Raw genomic sequence first — 15,168 nt, 5'->3', positions numbered from 1 at the left:
GTGGCGCTTCGCCCACACCCGACGAAAGGGAAACAACAGCATTTCCCTTTTCGATATCCCTTGCCGCCCCTACGAAATTGCTCTGAAAACCGAGCAAGCTTCATTCTTATTCGAAAATAGCTAACGCTTTAGATAGGCCATCCATGGCCAACTAAAGCTAGCCTGACGTCCTGTCAGTCTTACGCTATTTTCTTCAAAGCATTTCAGCAATTTCAATGGGGGATATTGAGCCCGCAGGTTCATTTGTTGTTTCTTGGCGAACTAGAAACAGTGGTGCTTAAAAGTTATTTTGCTCTTCTATGAATGTTCTATTTGAATTGAGGTAAGCAAAAAAATCGCGTGAGTCCAGACATGGCCTTTCTCGCACATCCATGTGCTTCAAAGCATTCAGTATATCCTGTACTTAAGATTCTGACTAGCTTTCGAGGGGAAGGGACGCCCCATCGGAAGCGTTAGTGATTTTTGTAGCTTAGTGAAGCAGACTCAAAATATAGGCTAAAGCTGAATGATTCTTCGTTGGAAATTTTGCTTTTTAAATTTCGCCGGAGCTGCGGGGCATGGCTCTTAGTGAAAAGTAAGAGGGAGTCGCAGTTCACTCCCTTTTAGTCTGGTGTGGGCGAAGCGCCACGACGTTGATCTTAATCCAAACGACGCCTGGAAATAAAGCAATCAAATAGCGCGTCATCGGAATCGAATGATTCCAATTATAGATGCTCGTTTATCCAACTCAATTCTGATAGAGTTCATATTAATCAATAGCTTTGCATTAGTCAGGCTTAAATATTTGGTTTATTGAAGGTGCACGAGCACTATAAAATTTAGTAATACAAGGATGTGTATGAAGTTAATCGACTATTCTCAATATTCAATTGATGAGTTAATAGAGGTAAAAGGTAACATCGACCCTAAAAGTGAAAATTATGAGTCTTTATTGAAGGAGTTGGCTAACAGAAAGGAAGAAGTTACAACTCATCAAGTTAAAGAAAAAGAGAAAGAGCTAAATATAGCTGAAAAAAGAGTGCAAATTATTGGCTACTTTCAAGTGATAGCAGCAGTTGCAATTACTGCAATCTATTTTTTGTCAGTATTTGATGGAACAGCTTCCCTGTTAAGCACTCTGGTTACGTTAGTTTTAGTTGCGCTAAATATTGTGGCGGGTATAACGGCAATCAAAGAAAAGTATAAGTACTATTGGCTTTCCATTTTCAATCAAGCTCTACAAATTCCTAATATTGCTATTGGAACCATTTCTGCTAAATACTCAGGTATTGGTGGAGCATATGTTTCAATCAATTTAGCACCTCAAATTTCCCTTGGTGTTGATGCATCATTGAGTCCAGGCTTTGCTCTTTATCAATATACAGCCCCTATGCAATCACAATTTATCGCTATAGATATTCTGGCAATTATCTTTCTTGGTGCATTGATAACCGTTAGCGAAGTCAAAGGTACTACTGACACTAATGAGCCTCCAACTGAATAATAGTTGAGCTTGATTTATTTGGCTGCGGGAGCAGCCAAATCCAAATCAATTAATAATTGCTTTTATTTGCGTCATAAATGCATCTTTCAAATTTTAAAAATGTGTGGGATAGACAGTTCAGACTCACCCAACTTACCCTTTAATCTAATTCTCCTGTAACCCTCTTGATACATGCAAGGTCTGCCGATTATCAATAATAATCGCTTCGTATTCTGGCAGCTGGTTAATCAGCGCCATGCCTTCTTGTAAGCCTTTAACAAACACTGCGGTAGATAGGGCATCTACGTAAGTTGAGTCTTTACCAATTATCGATACGCTAACCACTTTTCTGGCTGAGTCACCGGTTTTGGGGTTAATGATGTGATGGTAGCGTACGCCATCTTCAATAAAGTAACGCTCATAATCCCCTGATGTTGAGATGGACTCATCGCTTAGCGGTAATTGCACTGCTGTTTTTTCAGCGGCGCGTGGGTGTTTAATCCCCACAAACCAAGGGCGGCCGCGTCTGTCGCCTAACAAACCTGTGTCACCGCCTGCGCTAACGAGTCCATGTTTTATACCTGCTGCTTTAAGTATGGCTAGGCACTGCTTTACTGCATGACCTTTGGCAATGCCACCTAAATCAATACGTACATCTTGATTTTTAAACCGAACACTTGATTGTTGCTTATCTAACATGACTGCTCGGTAATCAATGGCATCAAGCGCTTGGTTGATGTCGGACTTAGCTGGTTTTTGACCTTGACGATAATCATATTGGTAACCGATAGAAGCGTAGGTGATATCAAATGTGCCTTGGGTTAACTCGGCGATTTGGCGTGATTCAAGCAGTAAATTAAACAGTTCTTGGTCTACCGTAACTGGGGCTATTCCAGCTTGCTGATTAATGTGACTCAGTTGACTATTTGGCTTGTAAGGACTCATTAACCTGTCGATGCGGTGCATCTCTTGTTCGACCTTTTCAATAAGCTGGGCTGGCGAGTCTGAGATGCTCGAGTGTTCATTTTGTTCAAACCAAAACTCGACATGCGCTTGAGTTCCCATGACTTGAAAACTTTTTTGATGCCATTGCGCAGTAGCATGGCCTGATAAGCTGGCTGCAAAAAAACAAAGAACAAGAATAAGATAGTTAGGTTTAAACATGACGTGCAGCTCATTTATTTTTATTAGTCACTGTGAGTGCAAGTAGGTTACTGAGTTATACAAGATTTGGCTAGCTGAGATGAAAAATGGTGCAGCTGCAAAGTGTAAAGCAATAAAAAAACGCACTCAATTGAGTGCGTTTAATCTATTCTGTTTCGCTATGTAGCGTGTCAGAATATTAGTGGCGGAACATCGCAGAGATAGACTCTTCGTTGCTTACACGGCGAATTGCTTCAGCCAGTACCGCTGACATAGTCAGTTGGGTTACTTTTTCCACTTTTAACATTTCTGGGCTTAATGGCACAGTATCAGTCACAATCACTTCATCGATAACTGAGTTAGCAATGTTGCTTGCTGCGTTACCTGAAAATACTGGGTGAGTTGCGTAAGCAAATACACGGTTTGCGCCATGTTCTTTTAATGCTTCAGCAGCTTTACATAAAGTACCGCCAGTATCGATCATGTCATCAACGATGATACAGTCACGGCCTTGTACGTCACCAATGATGTGCATGACTTGTGCAACGTTCGCTTGTGGGCGACGCTTATCAATAATGGCTAAGTCAGAGTCATCAAGCAGTTTAGCAACTGCACGAGCACGAACAACACCACCAATGTCAGGTGAAACAACCACAGGGTTATCAAGTTCTTTACCTAACATATCTTCTAGTAACACAGGGCTACCAAATACGTTATCAACAGGCACATCAAAGAAACCTTGAATTTGCTCTGCGTGTAAATCACAAGTTAATACGCGGTCAACACCAACACTTGATAAGAAGTCTGCAACAACTTTCGCGGTAATTGGTACACGTGCGCTACGTACGCGACGATCTTGGCGAGCATAACCAAAGTATGGAATAACGGCAGTAATACGACCTGCAGATGCGCGACGTAGTGCGTCAACCATAACGATAAGTTCCATTAGGTTGTCGTTAGTCGGTGCACAAGTAGACTGAATGATAAATACATCAGCACCACGTACGTTTTCATTGATTTGAACACTGATTTCACCGTCGCTGAAACGGCCTACTACTGCATCGCCAAGTTTGCAAAATAAACGGTCGGCTATTTTTTTGGCTAGTTTAGGGGTAGCGTTACCAGCAAAGAGCTTGATATCGGGCACTTTATGAACCTCAGGTGTTGGCTTTAATGTTAGTGGCTAAAGATGAACTAAATTGACCGAAATCGTCGGTTAAGTTTAGTCAATATCATCTTTAGAAGATAAATTTTAGCTTTGGCTTAAACGGCTCACTAAAGGTGATTGATTTAAGCCTTTTGCAACAAAACCTTGCATAGAATCAGGCAGTTGTGCCAATGCATCTAGTGCTGTTTGTTGCTGTTTGAACTCTCCGAAGACGCATGCGCCAGTTCCGGTCATTCTTGACGGCGCATATTCTACCAGCCAGCTTAATGCATTGGCAACTTGAGGGTGCTTTTCTGCGACCAACTTCTGACAATCATTTGTCCAACTTTTCTGCATTAAAGTAGTTAGCTCTAATTTAGGGGTGTTACGTGGTAAGTGCGGATCTTGAAAGATAGCTTGCGTCGATACATGCACATCAGGGACGATAACTAAATAATAGTATTCAGTGGGTTCAACTGGTAATAGTTGCTCGCCAACACCTTCTGCGAAAGCTGAAAAACCATTAATAAAAACAGGGACATCCGCTCCAAGTTTTAAGCCAATTTCAGCTAGCTTTTCCAGTGGTAAATCGAGTTTCCAGAGCTTATTTAACGCGATTAACGTGGTCGCAGCATCAGAAGAGCCGCCGCCTAAACCGCCTCCCATTGGTAAGTTTTTCTGCAACCAAATTTCAGCGCCGCCATCATAATTGGCATATTCTTGTAATGATTTTGCGGCCTTTAGAATTAAGTTATCTTTTTCAGCGACAACTTTTGATAATTCAGAGTGTATCTTGATGCTGCTATTTTCTGTTGGTAAAAAGTCCAGATAGTCACAGCGATCGATAAATTGAAATAAAGTTTGGAGTTCGTGATATCCATCGGCACGTTGCCCGGTGATATGCAAAAATAAATTCAGTTTTGCCGGAGCTGGCCAATGGGTGGAGATGGCTGAGTTTTGGCTATTGGTTGTCATAAAGCGCTTCTTTATTTTTCTGTTATAAAGGGATATCAATAGGCGCAAGCGCTTGCCATTGATTAATTTGAATCTTAATACGCACATCTGCACGAGTTATTTGCAACAACTTTGGTACCATTGCACCGCTTTGTTGTTGGTAGCTTATATATTCTACTTGCCAACTTTCACCCAACTCTGGACTGGTAAAAGCGCTAATACTACCGTCATCATTATAACTGTCGACGATGTCATCGTTTGTGACTTGACCTGTTATCCAAAGCGGCAGTTTATTCAATGGAATTTGCATACCACTGACTTGGCCAATTAGGCGCTGTGGATCTGTATCTGTATAGGTTTTACCTTGAACAGTAATGGTGGCAAGTCCTTGTTTAGAGGTTAATGACAAGGCAGTCGTGCCAATCATCGTCGTTAAAGACAGCTCATCGTGCGGTTGAGATAAAAGATTGTCATGAAACCAAAAAAGGTTTGTACTGAATTTATCGGTTGATGAACGAAAGGCCAGTTTACCTTGTATTTCCCATGCCTTGGCTTCATTGGCTTGGGTAACATCAATATTTGACAGCGTATGAGGCGGCTTTACCGAACAGGCACTGAGGAATAAACAGCACAGTAATAGTATGCGCTGGGGAGTAAATGTTAAATATTGCAAGTGACTATGCGCCCTAAATAGAGTGTTGCTTTATAATACTGACCATAGTCTGCATTGTAAAAACTGCTTTGCGCTTTTTGCATTTTTATTAGCCAATAGAAGTAAATATCGAAAGATTACTATGCATGTTAGGGATTTACCTGCATCATAAACATTAATGAAATTGGTCTAATTTCCTATGGTTTTGTTAACAAGATAGAATAAATAGAAAAAATATAGACAATTATTCGGTTTTGTTAAGCCAATTGTGTTTTTCATTTTTGCAATTCAGTAGAATAGCCTAATTAATGATCCCGCGAAGAACTTAAAACGAGTCACATGAGCCTAGTAGCAATCGGAATAAATCATAAAACCGCCACGGTAGACCTTCGTGAGAAAGTCGCATTTTCACCAGATAAAATTCATGATGCCATGAAGAGTCTGGCGAGTCGCACAAGCTCAGGCGAAGCCGTGATTGTGTCGACATGTAATCGCACCGAGCTTTATTGTAATAATGGCTCGAAAGAAGACATTATTGAGTGGCTTGAAGATTATCATAACCTCACGCACGAAGAGCTCATGCCGTGTGTATATAGTTATGAAAACCATGAATGTGTTAAACATTTGATGCGTGTATCTTCTGGTCTTGATTCATTAGTCTTGGGTGAACCGCAAATTTTAGGTCAAGTGAAACAAGCTTTTGTGAAAGCAAAAGAGGCAGGTACCACTGCGGTAACGATTGACCGTTTGTTTCAAAACACCTTCTCAGTGGCGAAAAAAGTCCGCACCGAAACTGAAATCGGCGCTGCAGCTGTATCAGTGGCCTTTGCCGCTGTTAGTATGGCAAAACACATTTTCTCTTCGCTTAGTACCACCAATGTCCTGTTAATTGGTGCCGGTGAAACCATTGAGCTTGTCGCAAAACATTTAAAAGATAATGAAGTTGCCGGTATTGTTGTAGCAAACCGGACAGTTGAACGTGCACAGGCCATGTGTGAAGAGTTCAATGCAACAGCAATTACACTACAAGAAATTCCAGACTATCTACCTAAAGCCGATATCGTGATATCCTCTACCGCCAGCCCGTTACCTATATTAGGTAAAGGCATGGTAGAAAAGGCGCTAAAACAACGTCGACATCAGCCAATGCTGCTAGTTGATATTGCAGTTCCTAGAGATATAGAAGCAGAAGTTGGCGAATTAGACGATGCTTTCCTTTATACTGTGGACGATTTACACAGTATCATTGAACAGAACATGGCTTCACGTAAAGAAGCCGCCGAGCAAGCAGAGATAATTGCTGATGAGCAAGCCCATGTATTTATGGAGTGGGTACGTTCATTAGAGTCTGTAGATAGTATTCGAGAATACCGAAGCCAGAGTTTGGCAATAAAAGATGAATTAGTAGAGCGCGCCTTGAACAAATTGACTCAAGGTGGTGACAATGAACAGGTGATTTTAGAGCTGGCAAACCGGCTAACCAATCGCTTAATCCATGCACCAACACAAGCGTTAACTTCTGCTAGTCGTCAAGGAGACTTGAATACCTTAGGCCAATTACGCGTCACGCTTGGTTTAGATAAAAATTAAGGTAACAAAGCTAAAATGAAAGAGTCGGTTATTCGCAAGCTGGAAGGCTTGCTTGAACGTAATGAAGAAGTGTTGGCATTACTCAGTGATGCAGAAGTTATTGCGGATCAAGACCGCTTTCGTGCTTTATCAAAAGAATTTTCTCAATTAGAAGATATCGTTAAAAGCTTCACTGCATTCCAAGAGGCGCAAGAGAATCTTGAGTCAGCTAATGAAATGTTAGCTGAGGACGATGCAGAAATGCGCGAAATGGCGCAAGAAGAAATCAAAGAAGCAAAATCAGAAATTGCACGTCTTGAAGATGAATTGCAAATTTTACTGCTGCCTAAAGATCCTAACGATGATCGTAACGCCTTTATTGAAATCCGTGCAGGTGCCGGTGGCGATGAGGCCGCGATTTTTGCTGGCGATTTATTCCGTATGTACTCTCGTTACTGCGAATCTAATAAATGGCAAATGGAAATCATGAACGCTAACGAAGGCGAACATGGTGGATTTAAAGAATTAATCGTACAAGTTACTGGTGAAGGCGTTTACGGTAAGCTTAAATTTGAATCAGGCGGACACCGTGTTCAACGTGTACCTGAAACTGAATCACAAGGCCGTGTTCATACCTCTGCTGTTACTGTTGTGGTACTGCCAGAAATTCCAGAAGCTGAACAAATTTCGATTAACCCTGCTGATTTAAAAGTGGACACGTTCCGTGCATCAGGTGCGGGTGGTCAGCACGTTAACAAAACCGATTCTGCAATTCGTATTACTCACGTTCCTTCAGGGATTGTGGTTGAATGTCAGGATCAGCGCTCGCAACATAAAAACCGTGCACAAGCGATGAGCGTACTTTCTGCTCGCTTACAAGCGGTTGAAGATGAAAAGCGTCGCAGCGAAGAAGAATCTACTCGTCGTAACTTAGTGGCCAGTGGTGATCGTTCTGAACGTATTCGTACTTATAACTTCCCACAGGGGCGTATGAGTGAGCATCGCATTAATTTAACCTTATATCGTTTAAATGAAATTATGGAAGGTGATTTGAATTCAATCATCGAGCCATTGATGCAAGAAGAACAAGCTGATTTGCTTGCTGCGTTAGCAGACGACTAATTCCAATGATTGATTCCATTGAATAAGGAGTGACGTTGTCACATTCTTCTTTTTCTACCATTGCGGAATCTTTGCAATGGGCCTATAGCCAATTAGTCGACTCGTCAGAGTCGGCTCATATCGATGCAGAAGCTTTGCTTCTGCATTGTCTTAATAAACAACGTAGTTATCTTTACACTTGGCCAGAAAAAGTGCTGACTGCGGATCAATTTAAAGCTTACCAAACGATGATTGAAAAGCGTCAACAAGGGGTTCCTGTTGCGCATATCATTGGTGAACGTGAGTTTTGGTCATTGCCGTTTATTGTTAATGCCACAACGTTAATCCCAAGACCGGATACCGAGATCTTAGTTGAAACGGCATTAAACTTACCTTTAGCTGACAATGCTAAAGTGCTTGATTTAGGGACAGGCACTGGAGCAATTGCTTTATCGTTAGCATCAGAGCGCCCACAGTGGCACATGACTGCAATCGATAAAATTGAGGATGCGGTAGCGCTTGCAAAAGCCAATCGTGACAACCTTAATTTACCGCATGTTGAGATATTACAATCGGATTGGTTTAGTGCTGTTGAGCATCAAGACTTTAATTTGATTGTGTCTAATCCTCCTTATATTGATGAAACCGATGTGCATCTTGATTTAGGCGATGTGCGTTTTGAACCATCGAGTGCGCTAACTGCGGCAGAACAGGGCTTTGCTGATTTATTTCATATCGCCCAGCACGCGACGAAACACTTATCTAACGGTGGATATCTATTGTTAGAACATGGTTTTGAACAAGCACTCACGGTTAGACAAAAGCTGATTGATTTAGGTTATGTCAACGTTGCTACAGTACGTGACTTTGGTAGCAATGACCGTTGCACCCTTGGTCAGTGGCGCGGGGAATAAACCTCAGTAAGCTCTGCGCTTCGAATATATAAGCTATTAGTACGCTAATACGATTAGCGTACTGTCATAGGCTGTTTTTCCTAACATTGCTATCAGGCTGCTTGATGAAGTAAACTAGCGGCCATTTTATCTGTAGAGCAAAGAGAAAAACAATAATGGAAACCTTTTACAGTTTATATCCTGCTGTTAAGCATACGCACTTAACGTTCATCTTTTTAAGTGTGGTATTCTTTATTACTCGCTTTGTACTGCACATGCGTCAATCGCCTGTTATGGACAAGAAGTTTGTCAAAGTTGCACCACATGTAATTGATACCTTCTTATTATTGTCAGGACTGACATTATGCTTCATGATCAAGCAGTATCCATTTGTAGATGAATGGATGACAGAGAAGTTAATTGCCGTACTTGCCTACATTGGTCTAGGTGTAATGGCATTAAAAGGTAACCGCAATAAATTCTTTAAAATCTTTGCCTTTTTAGGCGCTATTGGATGGCTCGTATTGGCTGCCAGGCTGGCTCATTTTAAACAAGTTGTATTAATGGGTTAATAGAGTTTCATGGCTAAACATCAAATGAATGATGCAGTTAAGATCCCCGAAACTGCATTCGAAATAACGCAACATCTCGGTTTCTCACAAGAAAAAAAAGCACTCTGGGCTTGGTATGAAATTGCAGGTTCAGTGATGAGTTTGCATGTGGAAGATCCGCAGCAACGTTTTGACGGTTTATTACGCTGGTTTTATAACGATCTTGGCTTTTGTGCCCGTGAAGATTATTTCAGTGTCGAAGCGGCAGATTTAGGCAGTTGTATTATGAGCCGTCAAGGTAATAGTACGACTCTGGCAACTGTTTTAGTGTTACTGGCTAAGCAGTTGGACATCACCTTAGATGCTGTTTTGTTGCCGGGGCAAACTGTTGTTCGTTCTCGTATCAACGACGAAATGAAGTACTTTGACCCGCTAACGGGTGAGGCATTAACTCGTAACCAACTGCATTTATTAGTGCGTGGTGAGTTAGGTAATGCTGCCCAGATGAAGCCTAAGTACCTTAAAACGGCAACACTTAAGCGTCTGATTTCTCGCATGATACATGAGCTTAAAGCAGGCTGTATTGTGACGCATCAATTTGAGCAAGCGATGGAGTGCTGTAATTTATTATTACAATGGCACCCAGATGATGTGAACTTGAATCGTGAAAGAGCCTTCATTGCACAGCAACTCGGTTGTATTAAAGTGGCAATGTCAGATCTACAGCACTTTGTAGACAGTAGCCCGCACGATCCTGTGACTGAAATTGTTAAAATGCAATTAAAAGAGCTCAGTCAACAGCCGCAAACTTACCATTAACCGACTGACTGCACATCGATATTCAGGCTCATTTTATGAGCCTGAATTTTTTTGTTTCAAATGAGAACCTTGTTAACTAGGACGTGATCAATGTTATCGAGTGAGGTAGTTCAAGCAAACACCATGTAACTGCTGCTCAAAACAAGATTATCGATTACAGTACCAAGCTCATTAGCGATAAAGGCTAATGTAGCAGATATAACAATAATACGATTGATAAAAATAAGTACGATTAAACGTATATAACAATAAAAATATTTCACTATGACATGCATTCGCAAGGGAGATTGTTCATGACAACCAGTCCTATGGTTACTAATGACGCAACAGCATTAGGCCTGTTAGCCGTTATTCTCGGCTTTGTTTTTTATACCAGCTCATCATCAAGTCCATTCTGGCAAAAGTTTTATAAATTCATTCCAGCCTTATTACTGTGTTACTTCTTGCCTTCATTATTAAATACGTTTGGCATTGTCGATGGTGATACCTCAAAGCTTTACTATGTCGCATCCCGTTATTTATTGCCTGCTTGTTTAGTGTTACTGATTTTAAGTGTCGATTTAAAAGCAATTCTCAGTTTAGGCCCTAAAGCCATTGTGATGTTTTTAACAGGCACAGTAGGCATTGTTATCGGTGGCCCCATTGCACTATTAATCATTTCAGCGATAAACCCTGACGTATTAGGTGGTAACGGTCCAGATGCGGTTTGGCGCGGTATGACGACGCTTGCGGGCAGCTGGATTGGTGGTGGTGCAAACCAAGCATCGATGAAAGAGATATATGAAGCGGGTGGTAATATCTTTTCGGTGATGGTCACGGTTGATGTGATTGTGGCTAATATTTGGATGGCTGTTTTATTACTCATGGCCTCAAGAGCTAAACAGATTGATGCTAGAACGGGGGCTGACACCACAGCACTTGAAGCATTAAAAGAAAAAGTAGAAAAGTATCATGCTGAAAATGCCCGTATACCGTCATTACGTGATTTAATGCTGATAGTGGCAATAGGCTTTGGGGTAACAGGGTTAGCTCATTTTGCCGCAGACTTTTTAGGGCCATTTTTTGAAACCAACTATCCTTGGACTCGAGATTACAGCTTAACCTCGAAGTTCTTCTGGTTAGTGGTATTAGTGACATCAATTGGTTTGGCTTTATCATTTAGCCCAGTTAAGCATTTAGAAGCCGCTGGCGCATCTAAAGTCGCGTCGGCGTTTTTATATATTTTGGTGGCGACCATTGGTTTGCACATGGATGTATCAAAACTCGCAGACGAGCAAAACTTGTGGTATTTCGCCATCGGAATTATATGGATGATTGTGCATGCTAGTTTTATGTTACTAGTGGCCAAATTAATCAAAGCCCCATTGTTTTATATGGCAGTGGGAAGTCAGGCAAACGTTGGCGGCGCAGCATCAGCGCCAGTGGTTGCCGCCGCCTTCCATCCAGCTTTAGCGCCTGTGGGCGTATTGTTAGCGGTATTGGGCTATGCTGTAGGAACGTATATGGCATGGTTATGCGGACAGCTATTACAAATTATTGCTGTTTAGCCTTATTATATGGCGCTGGATAACCAGCGCATTGAATGTTGAAAAAGAGAAGTGACTATGGAACAAAAAATCATTGGTTTGAATGAACTTGAAATCGCAAATGACAAACCGTTTGTATTATTTGGCGGCATGAACGTGCTTGAGTCTCGTGATCTTGCTATGTCGATTGCTGAGCATTATGTAGAAGTAACACAAAAGCTAGGCATTCCGTATGTATTTAAAGCCTCTTTTGATAAAGCAAACCGTTCATCGGTCAATTCATACCGTGGTCCAGGTATGGAAGAAGGGTTAAAGATTTTCGAAGAAATTAAATCAACCTTTAACGTACCTATCATCACAGATGTGCATGAAATTCATCAGTGTCAGCCTGTTGCAGATGTGGTTGATATTATTCAATTGCCAGCGTTTTTAGCCCGTCAAACAGACTTAGTGGTTGCAATGGCTAACACTGGTTCAATCATTAATGTGAAAAAGCCACAGTTTTTAGCGCCACATGAAATGCGTCATATTATTAAGAAGTTTAACGAAGCGGGTAATGACAACATTATCTTATGTGAGCGTGGCTCAAGCTTTGGTTACAACAACTTAGTTGTGGATATGCTAGGCATGGATGAAATGAAGCAATCAGGTTACCCAGTGATTTTTGATGCGACTCATGCATTGCAGCGTCCTGGTGGACGAGAAGATAGCGCTGGCGGACGCCGTGCTCAAGCAACAGAGCTTGCTCGTAGTGGAATGGCGTTAGGTTTAGCGGGTCTGTTTATTGAAGCGCATCCAGATCCCGATAATGCCAAATGTGATGGCCCATGTGCATTACCATTGCATCAGCTTGAAAACTACTTGACCCAAATGAAAGCGGTTGATGATTTGGTTAAGTCGTTTGAGCCGATTGATACCAGTAAATAGATAAGAGATGTTTAAAAAGCCCTGAACTTTTTGCTAAGTTCAGGGCTTTTTTGTGGCTAAATATTTAAATTTTATTACTTTAAGTTAATGGCTTTTATTCTGAGTAATTGATGATTTATTAGTGTTTTAGTTTGAAATAAGATCAAGGTGGTGGCGCCCCGCCGACACCAGAGCAAGAAGGGTGAAACTGCTCACCCCTCTTGCTTTTCGCTAAGAGCTTCGCCCTGCAGCTCAGGCGAAATTTAAACAGCAAAATTTCCGACGAAGAATCATCTAGCTTTAAACTTCGTTTGTAGTTCTTACGCGTTTTTGCTTCAAACCTTGTTTACTATTATGAAAACTCTACGTCATGGTACTTAGTTAATATCAGTTTTAGTCATATGGATTTAACACAGGAATTCCAAATGAAGGTTGGAAATAAAAGGTGAGCTAGCAAGAGAAACTCATGTGGCAAAGAGCGCAAATATCTCCTTATATTTCTAAAATATTGTGCACTATATCTGACCTTAAAGTGCTAGATAGATATACAGTTATAATTTTACACGAATGATTCTTGAGTAAAGTGAGCAAAAGTCGGATTATTTTCGCTCGATAAACTGCTAGTTATTTGATAAGTTGTTGAATCTAAATTTATTGGTAAAAGGTTGTAGAGACCTCTAGATCAAAGCGCTCACTTTTGCGGGCTTGATATTTCAAAAACGGATCTTAAATTTTCAATTTATCAATATTAAACAGTCGGTTGGCTTAGCATGGTTGCTACTAAGCTGAATTTTAGCCGGAAGATTATCGAGCAGCTATATAATAAGCTGTTATAAGCCTTGTTGAAATATTACACACACTTCTAAATATTATGACTAAACAAACAAAATTAAAAATTAGATTTCTTAGTTGGATTGCAGCTCTGACTATTATGCATTTAATGGTTGAAAAGGTGTTTTTTGAAATCCCAAAGCCAATGATGGACAAAGATATTGAGTTTTATCAACCAAAAAGTGAGGCAGAGTCAAGTTTACGTGAGATGAACTTGTATATTCATGATAAGAATTTAATAACAGAGCTTACTATAGAGACAGGCAAAAAAAAGGTCGACGACGATTATATGGTGGTTTTACGTGAATATCATAACCAGATGTTGGAGCTGTATAGGATTATAAGCTCTAAAACCCTAGCGATGTCTATCAATAAGATGAGTGAAAATATAGACATATCGAGAAAGTATACTGGTTCAGACCAGTGTTTAATTATCGATGGGACCCAAGATGTTTACAATAAATTAATAGTTGAATACCCACCTTTGATTAATAAAATTAACGAAAGGCCACAAGCAATACTGAATATTCATAAACGTATATTCAACATTGCACCAGAAGAAGATGCAAATGGCGAATTTAATGTTGATGGGGCTATTGAACGAATTGATATTATTCGAGAGTTAATGGATGACCCATATTTATCAGTAAGAAAAAACAATACAGCTGCATTGTTGGAAATTAACCAATTTATGCTGGGTTTTGATAGTCTCCATTCTTTATATACACAGTGTGCTCAAAGTTATAACCAAAAGGTCAGTAAATTAAGTGGTTACAGAGATGCGACAAGCTTTATTATATTTCTTATCCTTACGATAGTGATCTATCGTAAAGAAATGCTTAATTTGTAAGTTGTTGACGGCTTATAACAAATCGTTCAAAAGGACAAAAAACAGTTGGCTTTTGCTCCTTCGTCGCTAATTTTAGCCAACAATTTTTTGCCTCTTAACGAGGCGTTATATTTTACGGAGAGTTCGGTGGATAAAAAGGATCAAAAAGCACTCGATGACATTGAAGAGTTCGGCTGTCATGTCATTAATGTCATGGAAGGCGAAGAAGAACCGCCATTCACTTATTCAATAGGCATTAATCAGAAACAAGGCAAAGCAGATCTAATCGTTGTAGGTTTAAAATCTGAATTGGCTCACTCAATTGTAAATAATTACAAAGATAGGATGCTTGCAGGTGAATCATTTGAATCTGGTAAGTTTTATTCAGACTTCTTAGGCGGTTTCGATGTTTGTTTTATTGAAGTAGATAAATCTCACTACAAGGAATACCTTGGTTGGGGCCTATGGTTAAACAATGGAGATAATTTTAAGATGCTTCAATTAGTTTGGCCTACTACAGATGGTATTTGGCCTTGGGACGAAGATAAATCAGAGTATTACAATTGGGCTCAACCAATTCTTAATAAAAATGGTGTGTTAAGTAAAATATAACAAGCTGTTTAACAAGGACAAAATACAGTTGGCTTTTGCTCCTTCGTCGCTTAATTTTAGCCAACTTTATTTTGCCCATTAGCAGGGCTACATGGACTCCCCTTTGTCAAGCAATAGTAATCCGACAACAACAGTGGATCTGACAGCAGCTCTACATTCGGCGTTTGATTAGC

General features: G+C 40.5%; 14 protein-coding genes. 10 read left to right on the top strand and 4 right to left on the bottom strand.

Features of this window, described 5'->3' with window-relative positions:
• Positions 1–838: 838 nt before the first annotated feature.
• Positions 839–1,483 (top strand): hypothetical protein, encoded by a 645-nt coding sequence (locus AN944_RS20295; protein WP_055026473.1) that lies wholly within the window; start codon positions 839–841, stop codon positions 1,481–1,483.
• A 144-nt stretch (positions 1,484–1,627) separates the two neighbouring features.
• On the opposite strand, the gene AN944_RS20290 is transcribed toward AN944_RS20295, so the two are convergent.
• The 4 genes from AN944_RS20290 to lolB form a co-directional block, all read right to left on the bottom strand.
• Positions 1,628–2,626, bottom strand: a complete 999-nt coding sequence (locus AN944_RS20290) for an FAD:protein FMN transferase (RefSeq protein ID WP_055026472.1) — start codon at positions 2,624–2,626, stop codon at positions 1,628–1,630.
• A 178-nt stretch (positions 2,627–2,804) separates the two neighbouring features.
• Positions 2,805–3,752, bottom strand: a complete 948-nt coding sequence (locus AN944_RS20285) for a ribose-phosphate pyrophosphokinase (protein WP_055026471.1) — start codon at positions 3,750–3,752, stop codon at positions 2,805–2,807.
• A gap of 105 nt (positions 3,753–3,857) precedes the next feature.
• Positions 3,858–4,727 carry a 4-(cytidine 5'-diphospho)-2-C-methyl-D-erythritol kinase gene (gene ispE, locus AN944_RS20280; RefSeq protein WP_055026470.1) on the bottom strand — a complete coding sequence of 290 codons (870 nt, stop codon included), beginning with the start codon at positions 4,725–4,727 and terminating at the stop codon, positions 3,858–3,860.
• Positions 4,728–4,749: 22 nt separating this feature from the next.
• Positions 4,750–5,379 carry a lipoprotein insertase outer membrane protein LolB gene (lolB, locus tag AN944_RS20275; protein WP_055026469.1) on the bottom strand — a complete coding sequence of 210 codons (630 nt, stop codon included), beginning with the start codon at positions 5,377–5,379 and terminating at the stop codon, positions 4,750–4,752.
• A 318-nt stretch (positions 5,380–5,697) separates the two neighbouring features.
• Between lolB and hemA the strand changes: the two genes are divergently transcribed.
• From hemA to AN944_RS20230, 9 genes are all read left to right on the top strand, one after another.
• Positions 5,698–6,948 carry a glutamyl-tRNA reductase gene (hemA, locus tag AN944_RS20270; RefSeq protein WP_055026468.1) on the top strand — a complete coding sequence of 417 codons (1,251 nt, stop codon included), beginning with the start codon at positions 5,698–5,700 and terminating at the stop codon, positions 6,946–6,948.
• Between the two features lie 15 nt (positions 6,949–6,963).
• A complete protein-coding gene (prfA, locus tag AN944_RS20265; RefSeq protein WP_055026467.1) occupies positions 6,964–8,049 on the top strand; it encodes a peptide chain release factor 1 in 1,086 nt (361 codons plus the stop codon).
• Between the two features lie 35 nt (positions 8,050–8,084).
• The gene (gene prmC / locus AN944_RS20260; RefSeq protein WP_055026466.1) at positions 8,085–8,942 is read left to right on the top strand and encodes a peptide chain release factor N(5)-glutamine methyltransferase; all 858 of its coding nucleotides are present in this window, start codon (positions 8,085–8,087) and stop codon (positions 8,940–8,942) included.
• A gap of 155 nt (positions 8,943–9,097) precedes the next feature.
• Positions 9,098–9,493, top strand: coding sequence for a SirB2 family protein (locus tag AN944_RS20255; protein WP_055026465.1), 396 nt, complete (start codon positions 9,098–9,100; stop codon positions 9,491–9,493).
• 9 nt (positions 9,494–9,502) lie between these two features.
• Positions 9,503–10,291: a SirB1 family protein gene (locus AN944_RS20250; RefSeq protein WP_055026464.1), complete on the top strand. Its 789-nt coding sequence runs from the start codon at positions 9,503–9,505 to the stop codon at positions 10,289–10,291.
• A 293-nt stretch (positions 10,292–10,584) separates the two neighbouring features.
• The gene (locus tag AN944_RS20245) at positions 10,585–11,838 is read left to right on the top strand and encodes a DUF819 domain-containing protein (RefSeq protein ID WP_055026463.1); all 1,254 of its coding nucleotides are present in this window, start codon (positions 10,585–10,587) and stop codon (positions 11,836–11,838) included.
• Between the two features lie 57 nt (positions 11,839–11,895).
• Positions 11,896–12,744, top strand: a complete 849-nt coding sequence (kdsA, locus tag AN944_RS20240) for a 3-deoxy-8-phosphooctulonate synthase (RefSeq protein ID WP_055026462.1) — start codon at positions 11,896–11,898, stop codon at positions 12,742–12,744.
• An 850-nt stretch (positions 12,745–13,594) separates the two neighbouring features.
• The gene (locus AN944_RS20235; protein WP_055026461.1) at positions 13,595–14,404 is read left to right on the top strand and encodes a hypothetical protein; all 810 of its coding nucleotides are present in this window, start codon (positions 13,595–13,597) and stop codon (positions 14,402–14,404) included.
• 126 nt (positions 14,405–14,530) lie between these two features.
• The gene (locus AN944_RS20230) at positions 14,531–14,995 is read left to right on the top strand and encodes a DUF4262 domain-containing protein (protein WP_055026460.1); all 465 of its coding nucleotides are present in this window, start codon (positions 14,531–14,533) and stop codon (positions 14,993–14,995) included.
• Positions 14,996–15,168 lie beyond the last annotated feature (173 nt).

Source organism: Shewanella sp. P1-14-1 (assembly GCF_001401775.1).
In the GTDB taxonomy this organism is placed as follows: domain Bacteria; phylum Pseudomonadota; class Gammaproteobacteria; order Enterobacterales; family Shewanellaceae; genus Shewanella; species Shewanella japonica.
This window is presented reverse-complemented; position numbering and strand designations above follow the sequence as displayed.

Coding starts and splice junctions, on each gene's coding strand:
- AN944_RS20295 (WP_055026473.1), top strand. CDS start 839: ATGAAGTTAATCGACTATTCTCAATATTCAATTGATGAGTTAATAGAG.
- AN944_RS20290 (WP_055026472.1), bottom strand. CDS start 2,626: ATGTTTAAACCTAACTATCTTATTCTTGTTCTTTGTTTTTTTGCAGCC.
- ispE (WP_055026470.1), bottom strand. CDS start 4,727: ATGACAACCAATAGCCAAAACTCAGCCATCTCCACCCATTGGCCAGCT.
- hemA (WP_055026468.1), top strand. CDS start 5,698: ATGAGCCTAGTAGCAATCGGAATAAATCATAAAACCGCCACGGTAGAC.
- prfA (WP_055026467.1), top strand. CDS start 6,964: ATGAAAGAGTCGGTTATTCGCAAGCTGGAAGGCTTGCTTGAACGTAAT.
- AN944_RS20255 (WP_055026465.1), top strand. CDS start 9,098: ATGGAAACCTTTTACAGTTTATATCCTGCTGTTAAGCATACGCACTTA.
- AN944_RS20250 (WP_055026464.1), top strand. CDS start 9,503: ATGGCTAAACATCAAATGAATGATGCAGTTAAGATCCCCGAAACTGCA.
- AN944_RS20245 (WP_055026463.1), top strand. CDS start 10,585: ATGACAACCAGTCCTATGGTTACTAATGACGCAACAGCATTAGGCCTG.
- kdsA (WP_055026462.1), top strand. CDS start 11,896: ATGGAACAAAAAATCATTGGTTTGAATGAACTTGAAATCGCAAATGAC.
- AN944_RS20235 (WP_055026461.1), top strand. CDS start 13,595: ATGACTAAACAAACAAAATTAAAAATTAGATTTCTTAGTTGGATTGCA.